This is a genomic window from Microbacterium schleiferi (assembly GCF_038150145.1).
Classification (GTDB): Bacteria; Actinomycetota; Actinomycetes; order Actinomycetales; family Microbacteriaceae; genus Microbacterium; species Microbacterium schleiferi_B.
In genome coordinates, this window is the sequence record NZ_JBBWSA010000005.1 from 254,663 (window position 1) to 274,692 (window position 20,030).

The window sequence follows — 20,030 nt, forward strand, 5'->3', positions numbered from 1 at the left end:
GTCGAAATGTGCTCCTCCTGACCGTGTCGGCAAGTGTGACCGACCAGATCACCGAGGCGTTCCGCGACCCCGCTATTCTCGCGGGTATTCCTCTCGCGCTGCTCGGCGCCATCTTCATGTCGTTCGGAGCGCAGTATCAGTACCGGGGAGTCCAGAAGGTCGAGAAGGTCACCGGCCGATCCGGTGGGAACGGACTCGACCGCAACCACCTTCTGAACTTGCTACGACGGCCATCGTGGTTGGCGGGCACCATCATGCTCGGCCTGGCAATCGTTTGTCAGCTGGCTGCACTCTCCGTAGCACCGCTGATCGTCGTCCAGCCTCTCGGCGCCGTCTCGCTGGTCATCACGACCCTGTTGAACGCGCGCATCAGCGGACATCGCCCGACACGCCAATCGATCCGGTCGATCGTTGCCGCGGTCGGCGGCATCTTCATCTTCGTCACGATTGCCGCGTTCTTCGCCACCGAGCGTCCCGTCACTCAAGCGCAGCTGCTCATCATCCTCGGTCTGTTGGCCGTGACCATCGTCATCTTCGCGGTTCTCTGGCTGGTGTTCCGCAAGCACGGCCTCGCGCTGTTCTATATCGTCGCTTCGGGGGTTCTGTACGGTTTCGTGGCGACGCTCGCGAAAGTCGTCTTGAGTAGGATCCGCGACCAGAACTTCGACTGGCTCACTTTGTTGTGCGTGGTTGCCTTGCTGGCTGCGGTTGGGGTCGGGGCGTACTTCGTCCAGACTGCATACAGCCTCGGTCCACCCGATCTTGTGATCGCGGGTCTCACCGTGATCGACCCGATCGTTGCGGTCGCGATCGGCCTCGTCGTCCTGCAAGAGGCCGAGACTGCACCACTGTGGGCTTTCATCGGGTTCGGCATCGCCGGCGCGCTTGCGATCTACGGAGTGATCAGCCTGGCGCGCAACCACCCGCAGGTGATCAGCGACAGCCTGGAGCTACCGTTCACGCGCGGAAGCTCGTCCGATGATCCGTCCTCAGACGGACCGAAGTCCTCGTCGTGAGCGCACGCCCGGTACGCTGATCTGACAGGGGGCGGTGGCCAAGCTGGTCAAGGCAGCGGGCTCATAACCCGACGATCGTGGGTTCAAGTCCCACCCGCCCTACGAAGAGAACCCCGCCCTCTGGTGGGGTTCTCTTCGTTGTGGGGGTGTTGCCGGTGAGTACTACTACGACTTCGGCTTTACCGCGCCCTTCGATGCCCTCGGGACGGATGCGGGGTCGCTCGCAGCGGCATCCGCCATGCCAGCGCCGAAGGCGCGGCCAACGGTCTGCCCCTGGATGATTGAGGCGAGGTCGATGCCGGTCGCCGCCTGCACACTGTCGAACACGGACTTCATTGCTGTCGCGCTGTCGGCGCCGATGACGCGGGATGCGCCCTCCTCGCCGGAGCCGCCGCCGACGATCGACACGTTGCCGATAGCAGAATAGCCCTTCGCGAACTCCGCCATGATCGAGGGGAGAACATCGAGCACACGCTGAGACAGGATCGCCTCTTGGTTGGAGGCGATGGCTTCTGCCTCGGCCTCGATCGACTCGGCACGAGCCTGACCTTCGGCCCGGATTGCGTCGGCCTCCGCCTCTGCGCGCAGGCGCCGTGCGGTGGCTTCTGCGTCAGCAAGGGCACGCAGGGCACTCGCCTCACCGGCGGCGCGAGCCTCGGCAGCGGCTGCCTCACCGGCGGCGCGGGCGCGATCTGCCTCTGCCTGCTGCTCGGCGATCCGCGTGCGAGCCTCCGCCTCTTTGATCTTCTCGATGGCAGCAGCCTCTGCCGCGCGCTCACGGGTGTAGAGCTCGGCCTGAGCACGCGTCTCGGCCTCGTACCGCTGAGCGTCGGCGACACGTTTGACGTCGGCATCCAGCTGCGCCTGCCGGTTCTCGGCCTGCTGCTGCAACACGGCCTGTTCAGCCTGAGCTCTCGCGAGCTGCTCGGCCTGTTCGGCCTCCGCGCGAGCGCGACCGATACCGGCGTTCGCATTGGCGGTGTTGGTGTCCAGCGCCGTCTGCTCGATCAGGTTCGCTTCCTGGTTCGCGATGTTCTTCTGGTTGATCGCACGGTCGGCGTTGGTCTGCGCGATTTCGGCAGCCTGGCGCTTGGCCTGGATTTCTGGCGCTCCGAGGGACTGGATATACCCCATTGCGTCGGTGATCCCCTTGATCTGGAAGGAGTCCAGAATGAGTCCCTGCTCGGCGAGCTCCTGGGAGACATCGGCGGCAATCTGATCCGAGAACTTCTTGCGCTCCCGCATGAGCTCGACGACAGACAGCGTCGCGACGATTCCGCGGAGCGCTCCCTCAAGCTGCTCGGTGGTGAACTGCTCGATCGCCTTGTCCTGCGACGCGAAACGCTCGGCGGCCCGGCGGACGAAAACCGGGTCCGATCCGATCTTGACGATAGCGACGCCATCGACGTTGAGCGTGACGTTGTCGAGCGACTGGGCCTCGGCGTTCAACGACACCTGGCGAGAGCGCAGCGAGATGATCTCGTGGCGCTGGGTGAGGGGATTCACGAGCGACTTGCCGTTGACGATCACGGTGACCGGCGACTCGGTCATCTCCGACCTACTCGTGCCGTCGGCATCCATCACTGTGGTCTGGACGCGCTGCTTGCGGCCCGAGATGACGAGGGCTTCGTCTGCGCGGGCCACCTTGATCCAGGCCCTCGCGAGCAGGAGCCCGATGAGCGCGACGATGATCGCTGCGACGACTGCTACCCCGATGATGATCAGAATGCCGACAAATCCGGCTGCCTCCATGGACGTCTCCTTCGGTTTGGGCAGGCACGCCAGAGCAGGCGCGCTGCGAGAGTCGCGTGTGGCCCCCCAACCCAGCCTTTCAGACGGTCGGTCTCTGGCAAAGCCCCAGTTCGCGCCGAGGTCACCTCGGAATGACAGGCTTGTGATTCGGGTCGCAGCGGGCGATAATGGGCGCGATAAGAGAACAGCCACAGATCTCCTGAGGACGTTGGGGAAGACGCACCTCAGAACGGAGATCAACATGGCTACATCAATGACGCGCGGTGTGGTGATGATTCACTCCGCGCCGCGGGCGTTGTGCCCCCACTTGGAGTGGGCGGTGGGCCGCGCGCTCGGTCGCGCGGTGAACTTTGACTGGGTGGACCAACCCGTATTGCCAGGCGCCCGACGGGCGGAGTACTTCTGGTCGGGACCCATCGGCACAGGAGCCGCGATCACCTCCGCCATGCACGGCTGGGAGCACCTGCGTTTCGAGGTGACCGAAGACCCGTCGGCGACCTCAGACGGTGCGCGATGGATGCACACCCCGGACCTCGGCATCCATCACGCTCAGACGGATGCCGCGGGTAACGTCGTCGTGGGGGAGGACCGGATCCGCTACGCGATGGAGCTCGCGGCACGGGACATCCATGACATGCAGCGCGAACTGCAGGTCGCGCTCGGTTCGGCATGGGATGACGAACTCGAGCCGTTCCGTCACGCCAGTGACGACGCGCCGGTGGTGTGGCTGCACAAAGTGGGGTAGAAGCTTCGCGTGCCGCGCGCGTGCGTACCGGATGTCGGATGAAACGATTCCCGGCGCTGGGAGAGCGTGGCAGCACGTGACGATGAGAACGGGTTCCTCTGAGCGATGGTGCGGAGGAACCCGTTCTGCCTCTGGCGTCAGCAGTTCGGCGGCGTTGGATGCCCGGCCGGCGGGCGGCCTTGGATCTCGCCCCAGGCGTACCCGCTGACAGCCTTTCCGTCGAGTGTGCCGGAGTAGGAGAAGAGACCCTCGTAGACCGCGCGTCCGAGAGCGTTCAGTTCCTGATCCTGCGCGGTGGCACGGAACACGAGGTCAGCGCCGGGGCGCGATGCTGAGGCATCCAGTTTCACGGCGTAGGAAAGCTCGTAGACGTAGCAGCTGTGCGGCGAAGTCCACGCGCTTGCCGGGTCTGGCGTGATGTGGATCGCGCCCTGCGGCCAGTTGGTGGTCGGCTTCAGCGTGCCATTGGCTGATTGCGAGGAGCCGGCACCGCCGAGCATGGCGTAGTACAGATTTCCGACATCCTGCTGACCTGTCACCGCGATCAGCATGCCCTGTTCGGTATCGGGGAGTTGGACCGAGAACTCCGTCCATGCGTACCCGTTGCTCACGATGTACTTCGCGGAATCGTTGTACGTCTCAGTCAGATTGTCGAAGAACAGCACGCCGCCCGTGCCGCCGCCGGCGTATGTCGAACCGATCTGAATCGACCACGACTCGACCTCGACGAGCGGCATCGAGTAGTAGTGCGAGCCCTGCCCGGTCATCGGGTCGCCTGTGGCGGCCAGGTAGCTTCCGATGTCTCCGCCATACGTGTTCATGATGGCCGTGCGCTGATCGGTCGTGGCGATCGGGCCACCGGATGAGGGCAGCGGAGTCCCATCGAACATCCACAGCGGGAAGAACCCGTTGGGTCCGTACCCCCACTGAATGATCCCTGTCGTATCGCGTGCCCGGATTGTCAGTGTGGTCGGCTCGCTGACGCCGGACTGGTAGATCCCGGTGTCGAGCGAGACGGTGAGCTCGTAAACCGCGCCCACGGCACCGATGGTGCCGGAAACGATCCTCATATCGACCGTCTGAGGCAGCTCGCCGTGGTTCTGCTGCTCGACGTGGATGGCCCACGGCTGGTAAGTGATGCTCGTGGGAACCGTGATGTCGGCAAGGCCATCGATTCCGCCGAACGCGGGACCGGTGTTCTGGTCGAGGCGGTTGAAGATGAGACCTGACTCCTCGATGGTGAGGAGGGGCACCTGGAGGCCCGGGATGACGGAGTTTCCCTGTGACATCAAGGCGATCGCGTTGATGCTGCCGTCACTGCCGACAAGGTGCCCGAAAAACTCATAGGACTGCGAGTCGTACTGGGGGAGCCCCGTGGACAGATAGGCCCGAAATCCGGTGCAGTCGCGCCCCTGCGCGAGCGGCACCGGGGAGTACTCGGCGATCGAGCCAAACGCGAGGACGGGATCTGTCGGGGGAGTGTTGCTGGTGGGGCACGCCGGTGGAATTGTCGGCGTCGGGGTGGGCGTCGGCGCGGGATTCGGTGTTGGCTGCGGCGCCGGGCGATGGGAACTACCGCCACCGCCACCGCCGCCGCCGCTTCCTGGACCTGTTGGTGTGGAAGGCGACGGCGTCGGACGTGTGATTGCCGTGGGGGCGGGGGTCGGGGTCGCCACACGTCCCTGGATGGTTGCAGACGGCGATGCCGAGGGGGATGTTGCGGCATCAGGCGCAGCCGTCGGAGGTCCGAACGTGCATGCGTTCAGCCCAAGGAGGCACAGCGCAAGGACCGGAGCCAGCACCATCGCGCGAACAGAACCCACGTGTCGAGTCTTCCACATGAGGTCAGCCGTGCAGGGTGCCCTTAGATACTGCGGAACGCAGCGACGGCGTTGTGTCCGCCGAATCCGAAGGAGTTACTGATCGCGACGTGATCGCCGTCACCGAGTTCGACAGCTTCGCCCACCCGCAGCGGGATCTCGGGATCCTGCTCCGTGATGTTGATCGTCGGGGGAGCGATACGGTTGTGCAGCGCCAAGACGGTGAAGACGGCCTCCAGAGCGCCGGTACCGCCGAGCAGGTGTCCCGTGGAGCCCTTGGTTGCCGACACGGGGATCTCGTGAACGCGGTCACCGAAGACCGACAGCAGCGCCTTGTATTCGGCGATGTCTCCGGTCGGTGTCGAGGTGGCGTGTGCGTTGATGTGCGTCACGTCATCGACGGATGCGTCAGCTTGCGCGAGAGCCTGCAGAACTGCGCGGGAAGCGCCGAGACCCTCGGGCTCGGGAGCCGTGATGTGGTACGAGTCAGCCGTGACGGAGCCGCCGGCCACGACGGCGTAGATCCGGGCACCGCGGGCACGCGCGTGTTCTTCGGTCTCGAGCACCAGGGCGGCGGCGCCCTCACCCATGACGAAACCGTCACGGTCGATGCTGTAGGGGCGTGACGCGTGAGCCGGGTCGTCGTTGCGGCGTGACAGGGCCTGCATCGAGGAGAAGGCGGCGAGAGTGATCGGGTGGATGACCGACTCGGTGCCGCCCGCGATCACGACATCTGCGAGGCCGAGGCGGATGTGCTCGACCGCGTTGACGATCGACTCGGTGCTGGATGCACAGGCCGAAGCCACAGTGCGCGCGTATGCCCGCGCTTCCAGGTGCATCGAAATAGCCGCAGCAGGAGCATTGGGCATGAGCATGGGAACCGACATCGGCATGACGCGACGCGGTCCCTTTTCGCGAAGGGTGTCCCACCCGTCGAGGAGAGTCCACAGGCCGCCGATTCCGGTGGCGAAGTCGACGCCGAGGCGCTCGGGGTCGACGTCCGGGCTGCCGGCATCGGCCCACGCTTCGCGGGCAGCGACCAGTGCGTACTGAGACGACGGGTCGAGACGCTTGGCTTCGGGCCGGGCGAGCACGGTGTCTGCCGGGACGCGTGCCGAGGCGGCGAACGTCACGGGAAGCTCGTACTTCGCGACCCAGTCGTGCTCGAGCGAGCGCGCACCGGATTCGCCGGCCAGCAGTGCCGACCAGGACTCTGGCGCCGTTCCTCCGATGGGGGTCGTGGCTCCGATACCGGTGACGACGATACGTGAACTGCTCATGTAGTCCTCAGGGATGGTCCGGTGGGGGCGGCGCCCCCACCGGAGATGGGGTCACGCCTGGTTCGACGTGATGTAGGTGACGGCGTCGCCGACGGTCTTGAGGTTCTTGACCTCGTCGTCGGGAATCGTCACGCCGAACTTCTCCTCGGCGTTGACGACGATGGTCATCATCGAGATCGAGTCGATGTCGAGGTCGTCGGTGAACGACTTCTCCATGGCGACCTCGTCGGCAGAGATGCCGGTCTCGTCGGTAATGAGCTCGGCGAGTCCTGCGAGGACGTCGTCGTTTGTGAGTGCCATGGGTATCTCCCTCTGGGTTGATATGGATGGGTTGTGGTCGGTGTGGGCCTCAGGTGAGGCCGTCCTGCCAGTCTAGAGTTCGAGGCTCGGGCCTCACGGAAGGACGACGACCTGCGCGCCGTACACCAGGCCCGCTCCGAAACCGATCTGCAGGGCCAGGCCGCCGCTCAGTTCGGGGTGTTCCTCGAGAAGCCGGTGCGTGGCGAGCGGGATGGAGGCGGCGGAGGTGTTTCCGGTCGTCTCGATGTCGCGTCCGATCACGACGGACTCGGGAAGCCCGAGCTGCTTGGCGAACTCGTCGATGATTCGCATGTTCGCCTGGTGCGGAACGAAGGCAGCGAGGTCGGATGCCTCAACTCCCGCAGCCGCAAGGGCCTCACGGGCAACCTTGACCATCTCCCATACCGCCCAGCGGAAGACCGTCGGGCCCTCCTGGCGCAGCGTCGGCCACGGTGCTTTACCGTCGCGGAACTCCGTCAGGGTGTGGTTCATCCCGACGGCGTCCGCCTTCGAGCCATCCGAGCCCCACACCGTCGGGCCGATCCCCGGTGTCTCCGAGGGGCCGACAACGGCAGCCCCCGCACCGTCGCCGAGGAGGAAAGAGATCGAGCGGTCGGTCGGGTCGACGATGTCACTGAGCTTCTCAGCTCCGATCACGACGGCGTAGTGTGCGCCGCCCCCGCGGATGAGAGCATCGGCCTGCCCCACGCCGTACGCGAACCCCGCACATGCGGCGTTGAGGTCGTACGCTGCGGCATCCTTTGCTCCGATGCGCTCCGCAACAATCGCCGAAACTGACGGGGTCTGCCGGGGGTTGGAGATCGTCGCCACGATCACGGCGTCGATCTTGTCCGGCGAGACGCCCGACTTCGAGACGGCTTCGGCGGCGGCATCCGCCGCGAGGTCGATCGCGGTGGTCGTTTCCACCGCGCGCACGCGGGTCACGATTCCCGTCCGCTGGCGGATCCACTCGTCGCTTGAGTCGATCGGGCCGACGAGCTCATCGTTCGGAACGACGCGCTCGCCCCGCGCTGCGCCGTAGGCATAGATCCGGGTGTGCGCAGCGCCCTGGGGCTGACGAAGGGACGCGGTCATTCGGCTTCTCCTTGAGCGGATGCGGTGGCCACAAGCTCGGCGGCTGACGTGAGGTCTTCGGGAGTCTTGACCGCGACTGAGGGTACTCCGCGCAGAGCACGCTTCGCGAGGCCGACGAGCGTGCCGCCGGGAGCGAACTCGATGAGTCCCGTGACGCCCGCGGCTGCGAACGATTGCATGCACGCGTCCCACCGAACGGGGGATGCAACCTGATCGACGACGAGTGAAAGCGCTTCTGAGCCGCTGCTTACCAGCGAACCGTCCCGATTCGTCCACAGCTGCGTGCCCGGATCGGACGGGGCCACGGCTGCTACGGCTGACCGCAGTGTCTCGACCGCTGGCGCCATGTAGTGCGTGTGGAAGGCGCCCGCAACCGAGAGCGGAATCACGCGGGTCCCCGCCGGTGGCTCGGCGCTCAGCGCGGCGAGCGCCGCTGCCGCACCTGCCGCCACAATCTGGCCACCCCCGTTGAAGTTCGCCGGTGTGAGCTCAAGGGCGGCGAGGCGCTCCTCGACGATGGCCTGGTCGCCACCGATGACGGCGCTCATTCCGGTTTCTGCGAGCGATGCGGCATCGGCCATCGCCCGGCCGCGGATCCCGACAAGTCGTAGGGCAGTCTCCGCATCGATGACACCCGCCGCAGCCAGCGCGGCGAACTCGCCCACGGAATGCCCGGCTACCCCGTCGACAGGCGCAGAGACGCGCTGGGTGAAGAGCTCCCACGACAACACCGAGGCCGCGACGATGAGCGGCTGCGCAATGCGCGTGTCGCGGATGGTGTCGGCATCCGCCTCGGTTCCCGCTTCGATGAGGTCGACCTCTGCCCACTGCGAGAACTGCTCGAGCCGCGCACGGACTCCATCGAGCTCGAGCCAGGGCCGGAGGAATCCTGGTGTCTGGGAGCCTTGACCGGGGAAGACGGCGATCATCACCATCCCATCCTGCCAGCGTGTTGTGAGGTCATTCTGGAGATTCTGATCGAGAAACCGCGCATTCGTTTGTCGCGCGTCTACACGATCACGCTGATACGCGGCGGTGCAGCGCGGCAGGTCGGCGACGCACTGACTCGGTGCCCATCGACCCCAGGATGAGCGCGGTCTGGAGGATGAGGGCCTCGCGGGGACCTGTGGCATCCCAGCCGATGACTTCCGAAACGCGCTTGAGGCGATACCGAACGGTGTTGGGGTGCACGAACAGCTCGCGCGCTGTGGCCTCGAGCGACCGACCGTTGTCGAGGTAGCTCCACAGGGTCGTAACCAGGTCCGTCGAATGGGCGTGCAGCGGGCGGTAGATGCGCTCGATCAAGGTCTGTTTTGCCAACGGATCACCGGCCAGGGCGCGCTCCGGAAGCAGGTCATCGGCCTCGACCGGCCGCGGCGCATGCCGCCACGCGCGGGCAACGGCAAATCCCGCCAGTGCCGCGCGGGCGCTCATGCTGGCATCGACTAGCGCCGGCACCGCGGGGCCGAGCACGAGGTATCCCGGCCCGAAGCCGGGCTCGAGGCGCCGAGCGATCTCGGGGAAGGGCAAGTCCTGCTCTGCGTCTTCCGAGCGCGGTGACGGCTCTGACCTCCCAATCACCAGAACCAATCGGGATCCCTGCACCCCGATGAGCACATCCACGCCGAGCTTGCGTGCGGTTCGGCGCAGCTGGTCGACGTCGAACTGCGGCGGTGTCGTGCCCACCAGAACGGCGACTTCTCCGTGACCGTGCCATCCGAGCGCCGCGATCCGGCTTGGAAGCTCCTCATCGGTTTCGCCCGTGAGGATCGAATCTACGACGAGCGCTTCCAGCCGTGCATCCCACAGCCCGCGCGCCTCGGCGGCTCGGGCATACACGTCGGCCGCCGCGAACGCGACCTCCCGTGAGTAGAGGAGGATCGCTTCGCGCAGGCTCTCGCTCTTGCTCGCGATCCGCTCCTCGGTCACCGTTACCGACACGCGGATGAGCTGCAGCGTCTGCTGCAGGCTCACACTGCGCAAGAGTTCTCGGGGCGCAGCGGCGAAGATGTCGGCGGCGATCCACGGTGTCGACTGCGGATCGTCGTACCACTGGATGAACGACGTGATACCGGCCTGGGCTACCAGGCCCACCGCGGACCGACGTGCAGGCGGCATCTCGGAGTACCAGGGCAGGCTCTGCTCGAGCCGCTGGATCGTCGCGGTGGCGAGATCCCCCGAGATGCGGCGTAGCCACGCCAGAGTCTCGGCCTTGTCGGTGGGATGCGCTGTCATGGCCGGGGCGTCAGCTCTCCCCGCCCGCGTTTCCGCTGGTGCCCGCCTTGACGTTGTGCAGGTCGTACTTGCGGATCGCCTGGCCGGCGAGGGCGCGGTCGATGACGCCGTCCTCAGCCAATGCCTGCAGCGTGCGAACCACAATCGAGGGGCCGTCGATCTTGAAGAAGCGTCGTGCTGCCGGGCGGGTGTCCGAGAAGCCGAAGCCATCGGCGCCGAGCGTTGCAAAGCGCCCCGCAACCCACGGACGGATCTGATCCTGAACGGCGTGCATGAAGTCACTGACGGCGACCACGGGGCCCTCGGCATCCTGCAGCTTCTCGCTGATGTAGGCGCGGCGAGGCTCATTCTCGGGGTGCAAGAAGTTGTGCTCGTCGGCGGCGAGTCCGTCGCGGCGCAGCTCCGTCCACGACGTCACCGACCACACGTCGGCCTGAACGCCCCAATCGTCGCGCAGCAACTGCTGGGCTTCGAGCGCCCACGGCACACCGACCCCCGACGCCAGAATCTGCGCGCGCGGGCCGTCGCCTTCGGCGGTGGAGATGCGATGGATGCCGCGCACGATGCCTTCGACATCCACGCCCTCGGGCTCCGCGGGCTGCACGATCGGCTCGTTGTAGACCGTGAGGTAGTACATGACGTCGGGATCGGGGTGGTGCCCGCCGTACATCCGCTCCAGGCCGGACTGCACGATGTGCGCGATCTCGTACCCGTACGCCGGGTCATACGAGACCGTTGCCGGGTTCGTTGAGGCCAGGAGGTGGGAGTGGCCGTCGGCGTGCTGTAGACCTTCACCCGTCAGGGTCGTGCGTCCGGCGGTCGCGCCGATCACGAAACCGCGAGTCATCTGGTCGCCGGCAGCCCACTGGGCATCGCCCGTGCGCTGGAATCCGAACATCGAATAGAAGACGTAGACGGGAATGAGCGGCTCGCCGTGCGTTGCGTACGACGTGCCCGTAGCGGTGAACGCAGCCAGCGCGCCGGCCTCGTTGATGCCGACGTGCATGATCTGACCCTGCGGGCTCTCCTTGTAGGCAAGAAGCAGATCGCGGTCGACCGACGTGTAGTTCTGGCCGTGCGGGTTGTAGATCTTCTGGGTGGGGAAGAACGCGTCGATACCGAAGGTCCGTGCCTCGTCCGGAATGATCGGCACGATGCGGTTGCCGAAGCCCTTCGCGCGCAGCAGATCCTTCAGGAGTCTGACGAACGCCATCGTCGTGGCGACTTCCTGCGTTCCCGAGCCCTTCTTCGGAAGCGCGTAGACATCGTCGCCCGGCAGCGTGATCGGGGTGTGCGAGGTCCGGCGCTGGGGGAGGAACCCGCCGAGTGCGCGGCGTCGCTCCATCATGTACTGGATCGTCTCGTCCTGCGGGCCGGGGTTGTAGTACGGCGGCAGGTACGGGTTCTCCTCGAGCTGGGCATCCGAGATCGGGATGCGCATCGAGTCGCGGAAGTGCTTGAGGTCCTCGAGCGTCATCTTCTTCATCTGGTGGGTCGCGTTGCGTCCCTCGAAGTGATGGCCGAGACCGTAACCCTTGATCGTCTTGGCGATGATCACGGTGGGCTGGCCCTTGTGCTCGACTGCTGCCTTGTAGGCGGCGTAGACCTTGCGGTAGTCGAGACCACCGCGGCGCAGTTTGCCCCAGATCTCCTCGTCGCTCCAGTCCTTCACGAGGGCTGCGGTGCGTTCGTCGCGGCCGAAGAAGTGCTCACGGATGAACGCCCCATCTTCAGCACGGTAGGTCTGGAAGTCACCGTCCGGGGTGGTGTTCATGAGGTGCACGAGCGCGCCGTCGGTGTCTTTGGCGAGCAGCTCGTCCCAGCCGGTTCCCCACACGACCTTGATGACGTTCCAGCCCGCACCCCGGAAGAAACTCTCCAGCTCCTGGATGATCTTCCCGTTGCCGCGCACCGGCCCGTCAAGGCGCTGGAGGTTCGCGTTGATGACAAACGTGAGATTGTCCAGGCCCTCGTTCGCGGCGACCTGAAGCTGGCCGCGGCTTTCGACCTCGTCCATCTCGCCGTCACCGAGGAATGCCCAGACGTGGCTGTCGCCGACATCCTTGATGCCACGGTTCGTCAGGTACTTGTTGGTCATCGCCTGGTAGATCGCGTTGATCGGCCCCAGACCCATCGACACTGTCGGGAACTGCCAGTAGTCCGGCATGAGACGCGGGTGCGGGTACGACGGAAGACCGTTGGGGGCCGCTGACTTCTCCTGCCGGAAGCCGTCGAGCTGCGCCTCGGTCAGGCGACCTTCGAGGAACGAACGAGCGTAGGTTCCGGGCGAGGCGTGCCCCTGGATGAAGATCTGGTCGCCGCCTGAGGGGTGATCCGGACCGCGGAAGAAGTGGTTGAAGCCGACCTCGTAGAGGGATGCCGAGGAGGCGTAGGTCGAGATGTGACCACCGACGCTGATGCCGGGGCGCTGCGCGCGGTGCACCGTGATGGCCGCATTCCAGCGGATCCAGCGCCGGTAGCGGCGCTCGAGCTCTTCGTCACCGGGGAACTCGGGCTCGGCATCCGGCGAGATCGTGTTGATGTAGTCCGTGGTCGGCACCTGCGGCACATTGAGCTGGAGCTCGTGCGAGGTCTGCAACAGGCTCAGCATGATTTCCCTGCCTCGCCCGTGGCCCTTGGCCGAGACGAGCTGCTGGAGGGACTCCTGCCATTCCGCGGTCTCGTCGGGGTCGCTGTCGAGCGGTCCCTGCGAGTACGGATCCTGATCGTTGACGGTCACGTGAAACCTTTCTTCGACGGGCAGGGTGTGCCACGAACGGGCGGCCGTGCGCTGCAGGGTGAGCATCGCAGGGTCTGGTCGTGCGCGTGTCTGTACGGCAGACCACGACCCAGCCTAGCGAGTCCCGCATCCGGTGGGAGCGGTCGGGGCGTTGCGGCCGGGTCATCCGAAACGGCGGATGCCTCCTGCGCCCCGTAGACTCGCCTCGAGGGCCTTTAGCTCAGCTGGTAGAGCGCCACGTTTACACCGTGGATGTCGTCGGTTCGATCCCGGCAGGGCCCACATGAATGCGAGTCCCGACGATCAGCGCCGTCTTCTCGAGGTCGCTGCCCTCGATGCCCGCATCCGTCGTGCCGCGGTCGAGGCGCGCTCACCTGCTCAGGCAGCACGGATATCGGAGCTGATGCAGACGCGGACGGAGCTGAATCAGGAGCTCGTCCGCGCGCGTGGAGATGTCGATGATGTCCGTGCTGAGCAGCGTCGCCTGGACGACGATCTGAAGGTCGTCGAGGCGCGCATTGCCCGGGATGGCGCACGGCTGGCCGACTCAGCTAATGCCAAAGAGGCGCAGAACCTCGAGCACGAGCTCGCCGCGCTGGCGCGGCGAAAGAGCGATCTCGAAGACGCGGACCTCGAGGCGATGGAGCGGGCGGAAGCTGCCGAAGAAATCGTTGCGGGTCTCGAGGCGCGCCTGCGTGAGGTCAACGACGAAGGCGCGTCTTTGAGCGCCGCTGCCAAGGCAGCCGTCTCGGACGCCCAGGCAGGCCAGGAGGCAGCATCCCGTGACCGTCAGGCTGTCGCCGCGACGGTGGCGTCGGATCTTCTCGGCCTCTACGACAAGCTCGCCCAGCGCAGTGCCGGCGCCGCCTTGTTGACACGACAGACGTGTGGCGGGTGCCACATGGTGCTTGCTGGCAGCGACCTCAGCGCGCTGCGTGCCGCCGCACCGGAGACGGTCGTCACGTGCCCCGAGTGCGGCTGCATCCTCGTCCGCACGGAAGAGTCGGGCCTTTAGCCCACGCGCGCCACACCGGCAGGTCTACCCCGAGGGACCCCGCGTAGACTCGGCGGTGCGAATGGGTCGGCCGGACGGTCGCGTCGTGGCGATGCCACGCCGAGGAACGTCCGGGCTCCACAGGGCAGGGCGGTGGGTAACACCCACCCGGAGCAATCCGCGAGACAGTGCCACAGAAAGCAGACCGCCGGGCTCGTCCCGGTAAGGGTGAAAGGGTGGTGTAAGAGACCACCGGGGTCGTGGTGACACGGCCCGCACGGTAAACCTCGCCCGGAGCAAGGCCAGACAGGGGATGACGACGCGGCTCGCCGAGTCCCCGGGTAGGCCGCTAGAGCGGCGCGGTAACGCGTCGCCGAGAGAGATGACCGTCGACGGAGCTCACGCTCCTGAACAGAACCCGGCGTACAGGCCGGCCCATTCGCCCTGTCGGGAGTCCTACGGTTCCCGACAGGGCTCGCTGCTCAGTCCGCTGCGGTGGTCTGAGCCAACTGAGGCATCGCGCCCAGCGAGAGAGCGGCTGCGCCGATGATCCCTGAGTTGTTGCGGTGCACCGCCGGCACGATCGGGGTGTTCAGCTTCAACAGGGGCAGGAACTCTTCCGGGTGCTTCGAGACCCCGCCGCCCACGACAAAAAGGTCGGGGGAGAAGAGGAACTCCAGGTGGCTGTAGTACCACTGCAGCCGCTTGGCCCACTTCTCCCAGGACAGTTCCTCGCGCTCCATCGCTGAGTAGGCGGCGTAGTACTCGGCATCCTTGTCCTTGCCGGGTCGGGCAAGGTGGCCGAGCTCGGAGTTGGGAATGAGCACACCGTTGTAGATCATGGCCGAGCCGATGCCGGTTCCGAGGGTTGTGAGCAGAACGAGGCCTTGGACGCCCTTCGCGGCGCCGTACCGGACCTCGGCGACGCCGGCGACATCCGCATCGTTGGCGAAATGGATGTCGCGGCCCAGGCCGTCCTCGAAGAACTTCTCAGCCTCGAAGCCGATCCACTTGTCCGAGACGTTTGCGGCCGACAGGGTCTTGCCATTCTTGACGATCGCGGGGAATGCAACGCCGAGCGGGATGTCGGTGTCCGCGACCTCGAGCGTCTCGAGAACCTGCTTGACGGCATCCAGAACTGCTGGCGGCTCCGCTCCCGGGGGAGTGGGCACCTTGATGCGATCGGTGACGAGTTCACCCGCTTCGAGGTCGACAACACCTCCCTTGATTCCCGTGCCGCCGATGTCGATGCCCACTGCTCGGGTCAGGTCAGATGCCATGCGATCAGCCTACCCATCCGCGCGCCTGTGATCAGTAGGATCGAGTCAACGGAACCCACCGAGGGAGCAGACGTGTCCGCTGACGCCGAGAAGTACTGGTACAACCTGACCACTGGTCAGGTGGAGAAGGGCTTTGAGTCGCCCGCGGTCGACCGTGCCGGCCCGTTTGAAACCGCAGAAGAGGCGGCTCGGGCGCCGGAGATCATGAAGGAGCGCTCGCGCGCATGGGCTGACGATGAAGCTCGTGAAGACTCCTGGGGTTCCGGCGGCAGCGCCGCCCACTGACGTTCGTACCGAGAGGACCTCCATGGACAAGCAGCGGGACTTTGTTCTTCGCACGATCGAGGAGCGCGGCGTCAAGTTCGTGCGCCTGTGGTTTACCGACGTAATCGGCACGCTCAAGTCGGTGGCCGTCGCGCCAGCCGAGGTTGAGGGCGCGTTCACGGAAGGCCTGGGTTTCGACGGATCCGCGATCGAAGGGCTCACCCGCTCCTACGAGTCCGACCTTCTGGCGCACCCGGACCCGACGACGTTCCAGATCCTGCCGTGGCGCGGTGAGATCGACCCGACCGCGCGCATGTTCTGTGACATCACGACTCCGGATGGTCAGCCCGCCGTCGCCGACCCGCGTCATGTGCTCAAGCGGACCCTGGCCAAGGCTGCGGACGCGGGATTCACGTTCTACACGCATCCCGAGATCGAGTTCTATCTCCTCAAGTCATCGACGTACGGAGCCGACGGCCCAGAGCCGGTCGATTCCGCAGGATACTTCGACAACGTTCCCGGCGGCACGGCGCACGACTTCCGTCGTCGGTCCGTGAGGATGCTGGAAGACTTGGGGATCTCGGTCGAGTACAGCCACCACGAGGGCGGTCCCGGGCAGAACGAGATCGACCTGCGTTACGCGGACGCATTGGCGACGGCGGACAACATCATGACCTTCCGCACGGTCATCAAAGAGGTCGCGATCGAGCAGGGCGTCTACGCAACGTTCATGCCCAAGCCCCTCAGCGGTCAGCCTGGCAGCGGCATGCACACGCACATGTCTCTGTTCGAGGGCGATGTGAACGCGTTCTACGAAGAGGGCGCCCAGTACCAGCTGTCGAAGGTTGGACGGCAGTTCATTGCGGGGCTCCTGCGCCACGCAAATGAGATCAGTGCTGTGACGAACCAGTTCGTGAACTCGTACAAGCGTCTCTGGGGCGGTGACGAGGCGCCCAGCTTCATCTGCTGGGGCCACAACAACCGCTCAGCGCTCGTGCGTGTTCCGATGTACAAGCCCAACAAGGGTCAGTCCTCGCGTGTCGAGTATCGTGCTCTGGATTCGGCAGCCAACCCGTACCTCGCGTATGCGTTGCTCCTGGCTGCCGGTCTCAAGGGCATTGAAGAGGGATACGAGCTTCCCGCCGAGGCTGAGGACAACGTGTGGTCGCTCACTGACTCTGAGCGCCGAGCGCTGGGCTACGCGCCGCTTCCGGCCAGCCTCGACCACGCGCTGGAGTACATGGAAGACTCCGAGCTCGTCGCGGAAACCCTGGGTGAGCAGGTCTTCAACTACGTCCTGCTGAACAAGCGCCGTGACTGGCAGCAGTACCGTGCGCAGGTCACCCCGTACGAGCTGAAGAGCAACCTCGAGATGCTCTGACGCGCACGGTACCGTCGATGGCATCCACCGAACGGACCACGGGTCTGACCGACCTTGCGCGCGCGGGCTTCAGTGAACTTGCTCAGGCCGATGCCGGGCTCACCGAACTAGCGGAGACTCTCGGAATCGACCGCGCTCAGGTCGCGGCGCCGGCGGCAAGCGCCGCCGACCCCGACGCCGCGCTGCAGGCTCTTCTCCGTGTTGCGCGTCGTGATTCCGACACGCTGCGAGTAGCGGCGCTTGACGAACGCAGATGGGCCCACCTGTGGCTGCTCCTCGGTGCTTCGCGAGGTTTCGGCGAGTTCTACGGCAGGCATCCACGAGAGATCGTGCATCTCGAGGGCGGCGCAGACAATCTGCCGACCGAGGTTGAGCTTCGTGAAGCTCTCCTGAGTGCAGTCGGGATGGAGGGAGGGTTCGCCGACGACGGGTCCGAGGCTGCCTGGGTGCGTCTGCGGGTCGCGTATCGGACGCAACTGGCCCGTATCGCGCTGTTCGACCTCTCGCACGTCGCTCCGGAGGCAGTCCTGGACGCGGTGTCGGCTGCACTCGCTGATGCGGCGGGAGCGGCTCTCGAAGCATCCCTGTGCGTCGCAAGGACCCGCATCTCGACGGGGGGACCCGCGGGCCAGTTCTCTCGGGAGCAGGTCGATGCGACGCAGTTCGCGATCATCGGGATGGGCAAGTGCGGGGCTCGCGAACTGAACTATGTCTCTGACGTCGACGTCATCTTCGTCGCGGGAACGGATGACGAGACTCTCGTCTCTGAGGCTCGTGCCGTTGACATCGGCACGCGCCTGGCCGTTCAGACAATGCGGGGCATCTCTGGTGTCGAGATCGAGCCTCCACTGTGGGAGGTCGATCCGAACCTGCGACCTGAGGGCAAACAGGGAGCTCTCGTGCGCACGCTCGAATCCCACGTGGCCTATTACGAGCGCTGGGCGAAGAGCTGGGAGTTCCAGGCACTTCTGAAGGCTCGGCCCATCGCGGGCAATAGAACCCTCGGAGACGCGTATATCGACGCAGTCCGGCCGGGGGTGTGGGCAAGCGCGACGCGCGAGAACTTCGTGGACAGTGTGCAACGGATGCGCGAGCGCGTCACAGACCACATCCCGCCCGACGAGGTGTCCCAGCAGATCAAGCTTGGTCCGGGCGGCATCCGCGACGTGGAGTTCACGGTGCAGTTGCTGCAGCTGGTGCATGGCGTCAGTGATGAGGCGATCAGGCAACGGGGCACGCTCGCTGCGATCGACGCGCTGGTGACCGAGGGCTACATCGGGCGCACGGATGCCGCGGCCTTCGCGCGCGACTACCGCCTGTTGCGGCTGCTCGAGCACCGTCTGCAGTTGCGTCGGCTCTCACGCACCCACCTGATGCCGACTGATCCCGACGAGTTGCGGGTCTTGGCGCGTTCGTCCGGTCTCGCTGATACCGGCGCAGATCTCGTCGCGCAGTGGGAATCGATCAAACGGGAAGTCCGCGATATTCACGTTCGGCTGTTTTACCGGCCGTTGCTGTCGGCAGTTGCCGCACTACCCGCCGAGGAACGCGCCCTGTCGGAAGACCAGGCTCATGATCGGCTCGCGGCGATCGGTTTCCGTGATCCGCCTGGGGCGCTTCGCCACATCCGCGCGCTCACGACAGGGCTCAGCCGAAAAGCGACCATCCAGCGCCACCTCATGCCGGTGATGATCCGTTGGTTCGCCGACGGCGTCGATCCGGACTACGGTCTGATCTCGTTTCGGCGCCTGAGCGAGCGTCTCGGCGATACTCCCTGGTTCCTTCGGATGTTGCGGGATTCCACGGGCGCGGCTGAACGCCTGACGCGTGTTCTCTCCGGCTCGCGGTACGTCGGAGAGCTCGTCGAGTGGATTCCGGAGTCGGCAGCCTGGCTGGACGGCGAAGACCAGCTGAGACCGCGATCAGGCGTCGCCCTGCAAGAAGAAGCGCGGGCCATTCAGACCCGACACAGCTCCATCGAGGATGCAGCGCGAGCGGTGCGGGCGTTGCGTCGACGGGAGGTGCTGCGCACCGCAATGGGCGGTGTCCTCGGCATCCTGTCGATCGACGAGATCGCAGAGGCGTTGACCACGATCACCGAAGTGACGATCCAGGCAACCCTTCGGGCAGTGCGCCGGGACGTCGTGCCTCCCGAGGACGACGCCCTTGACTTCTCGGTCATCGCGATGGGGCGCTTCGGCGGTTCGGAACTGGGCTTCGGCTCGGATGCCGATGTGCTCTACGTCTACCGCGCCAACGGCGTGGACGACGGGCGTGCTGCACAGCTGGCCAACGCGCTCGTTGCAGGTCTTCGTCAGCACTCTGAAGACCTGAGGCTCCCGCTCGATCTGGATGCCGACCTTCGGCCGGAGGGGCGGTCGGGCCCCATGGTCCGGTCGCTGGATTCCTATGCGGCTTACTACCAGCGGTGGTCGCTGTCGTGGGAGGCGCAGGCGCTCCTTCGCGCGCGGGGTGTGGCGGGGAGTGTGAAACTCATCGCTGCCTTCACGGAGCTCGCCGATACAGTCCGCTATCCCGAGCGCGCCGATGAGAACGGGTTACGGGAGATCAAGCGCATCAAGGCGCGCGTCGAGAACGAACGGCTCCCGCAGGGGATCGATCCGGCTCGCCATCTCAAGCTCGGCCCTGGTTCCCTCAGCGACGTCGAGTGGCTCGTGCAGCTGCTCCAGCTTCAGCACGCGTGCGCGGTGCCCGACCTCCGCACGACATCGACGCTGCGCGCACTGGACGCCCTCGTGACGCACGGTCTCGTTCCCGTGAGTGCTGCGGATCGCCTACGACACGCCTGGGTGCTCGCGAGTCGGCTGCGTTCGGCGAACACGCTGCTTTCAGCGCAGACGAGCGATGTGCTGCCCAGCGACCGACAGAAGCTCGACGGCCTCGCGCGTCTGCTTGAGTATCCGCCCCACTCGGCATCCCAGGTCGAAGAGGACTACTTGGGTGCGACCCGGCGTGCCAGGCGAGTGTTCGAGAAGTACTTCTACGGCTGAGCACACACGTATCTATTCACGCGAAAGCCCCGCATCCGATCGGATGCGGGGCTTTCGTCGTACCGGGTCTCAGACCCCGAAGTACAGCTCGGCTTGAGGATCTGAGAACCGGAGGGG

General features: G+C 65.8%; 15 protein-coding genes, 2 tRNA genes and 1 other RNA gene. 9 read left to right on the plus strand and 9 right to left on the minus strand.

The window, feature by feature from the left end; genetic code table 11:
• Nucleotides 1-8: 8 nt before the first annotated feature.
• Complete coding sequence (locus tag AADH62_RS07725) at nucleotides 9-1,016, plus strand: DMT family transporter (protein WP_341578932.1); 1,008 nt, start codon at nucleotides 9-11, stop codon at nucleotides 1,014-1,016.
• Nucleotides 1,017-1,044: 28 nt separating this feature from the next.
• Nucleotides 1,045-1,118: transfer RNA gene (locus tag AADH62_RS07730), tRNA-Ile, on the plus strand.
• Between the two features lie 63 nt (nucleotides 1,119-1,181).
• On the opposite strand, the gene AADH62_RS07735 is transcribed toward AADH62_RS07730, so the two are convergent.
• Nucleotides 1,182-2,768 (minus strand): SPFH domain-containing protein, encoded by a 1,587-nt coding sequence (locus AADH62_RS07735; RefSeq protein WP_341578933.1) that lies wholly within the window; start codon nucleotides 2,766-2,768, stop codon nucleotides 1,182-1,184.
• 241 nt (nucleotides 2,769-3,009) lie between these two features.
• Between AADH62_RS07735 and AADH62_RS07740 the strand changes: the two genes are divergently transcribed.
• Nucleotides 3,010-3,513, plus strand: coding sequence for a DUF3145 domain-containing protein (locus AADH62_RS07740; protein ID WP_341578934.1), 504 nt, complete (start codon nucleotides 3,010-3,012; stop codon nucleotides 3,511-3,513).
• A gap of 137 nt (nucleotides 3,514-3,650) precedes the next feature.
• Here AADH62_RS07740 and AADH62_RS07745 read toward each other — a convergent pair whose 3' ends face one another.
• The 7 genes from AADH62_RS07745 to aceE form a co-directional block, all read right to left on the minus strand.
• Nucleotides 3,651-4,940 (minus strand): lipocalin family protein, encoded by a 1,290-nt coding sequence (locus AADH62_RS07745; protein WP_341578935.1) that lies wholly within the window; start codon nucleotides 4,938-4,940, stop codon nucleotides 3,651-3,653.
• A gap of 437 nt (nucleotides 4,941-5,377) precedes the next feature.
• Entirely contained in the window at nucleotides 5,378-6,613 is a 1,236-nt protein-coding gene (locus tag AADH62_RS07750; protein ID WP_341578936.1) for a beta-ketoacyl-[acyl-carrier-protein] synthase family protein, read from the minus strand.
• A 51-nt stretch (nucleotides 6,614-6,664) separates the two neighbouring features.
• Nucleotides 6,665-6,913, minus strand: a complete 249-nt coding sequence (locus AADH62_RS07755) for an acyl carrier protein (protein ID WP_195691493.1) — start codon at nucleotides 6,911-6,913, stop codon at nucleotides 6,665-6,667.
• Between the two features lie 93 nt (nucleotides 6,914-7,006).
• Nucleotides 7,007-8,008 (minus strand): beta-ketoacyl-ACP synthase III, encoded by a 1,002-nt coding sequence (locus AADH62_RS07760; protein ID WP_341578937.1) that lies wholly within the window; start codon nucleotides 8,006-8,008, stop codon nucleotides 7,007-7,009.
• On the minus strand, nucleotides 8,005-8,940 hold the full coding sequence (locus AADH62_RS07765; RefSeq protein WP_341578938.1) for an ACP S-malonyltransferase: 936 nt from the start codon (nucleotides 8,938-8,940) through the stop codon (nucleotides 8,005-8,007). The genes AADH62_RS07760 and AADH62_RS07765 overlap by 4 nt, the downstream gene beginning before the upstream one ends.
• 85 nt (nucleotides 8,941-9,025) lie before the next feature.
• A complete protein-coding gene (locus AADH62_RS07770) occupies nucleotides 9,026-10,243 on the minus strand; it encodes a PucR family transcriptional regulator (protein ID WP_292709427.1) in 1,218 nt (405 codons plus the stop codon).
• A gap of 10 nt (nucleotides 10,244-10,253) precedes the next feature.
• A complete protein-coding gene (aceE, locus tag AADH62_RS07775; protein WP_341578939.1) occupies nucleotides 10,254-12,983 on the minus strand; it encodes a pyruvate dehydrogenase (acetyl-transferring), homodimeric type in 2,730 nt (909 codons plus the stop codon).
• A gap of 209 nt (nucleotides 12,984-13,192) precedes the next feature.
• Here aceE and AADH62_RS07780 point away from each other — a divergent pair.
• The 3 genes from AADH62_RS07780 (at nucleotide 13,193) to rnpB (ending at nucleotide 14,419) form a co-directional block, all read left to right on the plus strand.
• Nucleotides 13,193-13,265 (plus strand) — tRNA-Val (locus AADH62_RS07780).
• Between the two features lies 1 nt (nucleotide 13,266).
• Nucleotides 13,267-13,998: a zinc ribbon domain-containing protein gene (locus AADH62_RS07785; RefSeq protein ID WP_341578940.1), complete on the plus strand. Its 732-nt coding sequence runs from the start codon at nucleotides 13,267-13,269 to the stop codon at nucleotides 13,996-13,998.
• Between the two features lie 62 nt (nucleotides 13,999-14,060).
• Nucleotides 14,061-14,419, plus strand: an RNA gene (gene rnpB, locus AADH62_RS07790) — RNase P RNA component class A.
• Between the two features lie 40 nt (nucleotides 14,420-14,459).
• On the opposite strand, the gene ppgK is transcribed toward rnpB, so the two are convergent.
• Nucleotides 14,460-15,257, minus strand: coding sequence for a polyphosphate--glucose phosphotransferase (gene ppgK / locus AADH62_RS07795; protein ID WP_300593656.1), 798 nt, complete (start codon nucleotides 15,255-15,257; stop codon nucleotides 14,460-14,462).
• A gap of 72 nt (nucleotides 15,258-15,329) precedes the next feature.
• On the opposite strand from ppgK, the gene AADH62_RS07800 reads away from it, so the two are divergent.
• The 3 genes from AADH62_RS07800 to AADH62_RS07810 are packed head-to-tail and all read left to right on the plus strand — an operon-like array spanning nucleotide 15,330 to nucleotide 19,913.
• Nucleotides 15,330-15,542: an SPOR domain-containing protein gene (locus tag AADH62_RS07800; RefSeq protein WP_228178877.1), complete on the plus strand. Its 213-nt coding sequence runs from the start codon at nucleotides 15,330-15,332 to the stop codon at nucleotides 15,540-15,542.
• A 22-nt stretch (nucleotides 15,543-15,564) separates the two neighbouring features.
• Nucleotides 15,565-16,902, plus strand: a complete 1,338-nt coding sequence (gene glnA / locus AADH62_RS07805) for a type I glutamate--ammonia ligase (protein ID WP_341578941.1) — start codon at nucleotides 15,565-15,567, stop codon at nucleotides 16,900-16,902.
• A gap of 17 nt (nucleotides 16,903-16,919) precedes the next feature.
• Nucleotides 16,920-19,913: a bifunctional [glutamine synthetase] adenylyltransferase/[glutamine synthetase]-adenylyl-L-tyrosine phosphorylase gene (locus tag AADH62_RS07810; RefSeq protein WP_341578942.1), complete on the plus strand. Its 2,994-nt coding sequence runs from the start codon at nucleotides 16,920-16,922 to the stop codon at nucleotides 19,911-19,913.
• Nucleotides 19,914-20,030 lie beyond the last annotated feature (117 nt).

Bases quoted from the DNA above. Each gene is read 5' to 3' on its own strand.
- AADH62_RS07740 (WP_341578934.1), top strand. From the start codon at position 3,010: ATGGCTACATCAATGACGCGCGGTGTGGTGATGATTCACTCCGCGCCG.
- AADH62_RS07750 (WP_341578936.1), bottom strand. From the start codon at position 6,613: ATGAGCAGTTCACGTATCGTCGTCACCGGTATCGGAGCCACGACCCCC.
- AADH62_RS07735 (WP_341578933.1), bottom strand. From the start codon at position 2,768: ATGGAGGCAGCCGGATTTGTCGGCATTCTGATCATCATCGGGGTAGCA.
- ppgK (WP_300593656.1), bottom strand. From the start codon at position 15,257: ATGGCATCTGACCTGACCCGAGCAGTGGGCATCGACATCGGCGGCACG.
- AADH62_RS07810 (WP_341578942.1), top strand. From the start codon at position 16,920: ATGGCATCCACCGAACGGACCACGGGTCTGACCGACCTTGCGCGCGCG.
- AADH62_RS07770 (WP_292709427.1), bottom strand. From the start codon at position 10,243: ATGACAGCGCATCCCACCGACAAGGCCGAGACTCTGGCGTGGCTACGC.
- AADH62_RS07760 (WP_341578937.1), bottom strand. From the start codon at position 8,008: ATGACCGCGTCCCTTCGTCAGCCCCAGGGCGCTGCGCACACCCGGATC.
- AADH62_RS07755 (WP_195691493.1), bottom strand. From the start codon at position 6,913: ATGGCACTCACAAACGACGACGTCCTCGCAGGACTCGCCGAGCTCATT.
- glnA (WP_341578941.1), top strand. From the start codon at position 15,565: ATGGACAAGCAGCGGGACTTTGTTCTTCGCACGATCGAGGAGCGCGGC.
- AADH62_RS07785 (WP_341578940.1), top strand. From the start codon at position 13,267: ATGAATGCGAGTCCCGACGATCAGCGCCGTCTTCTCGAGGTCGCTGCC.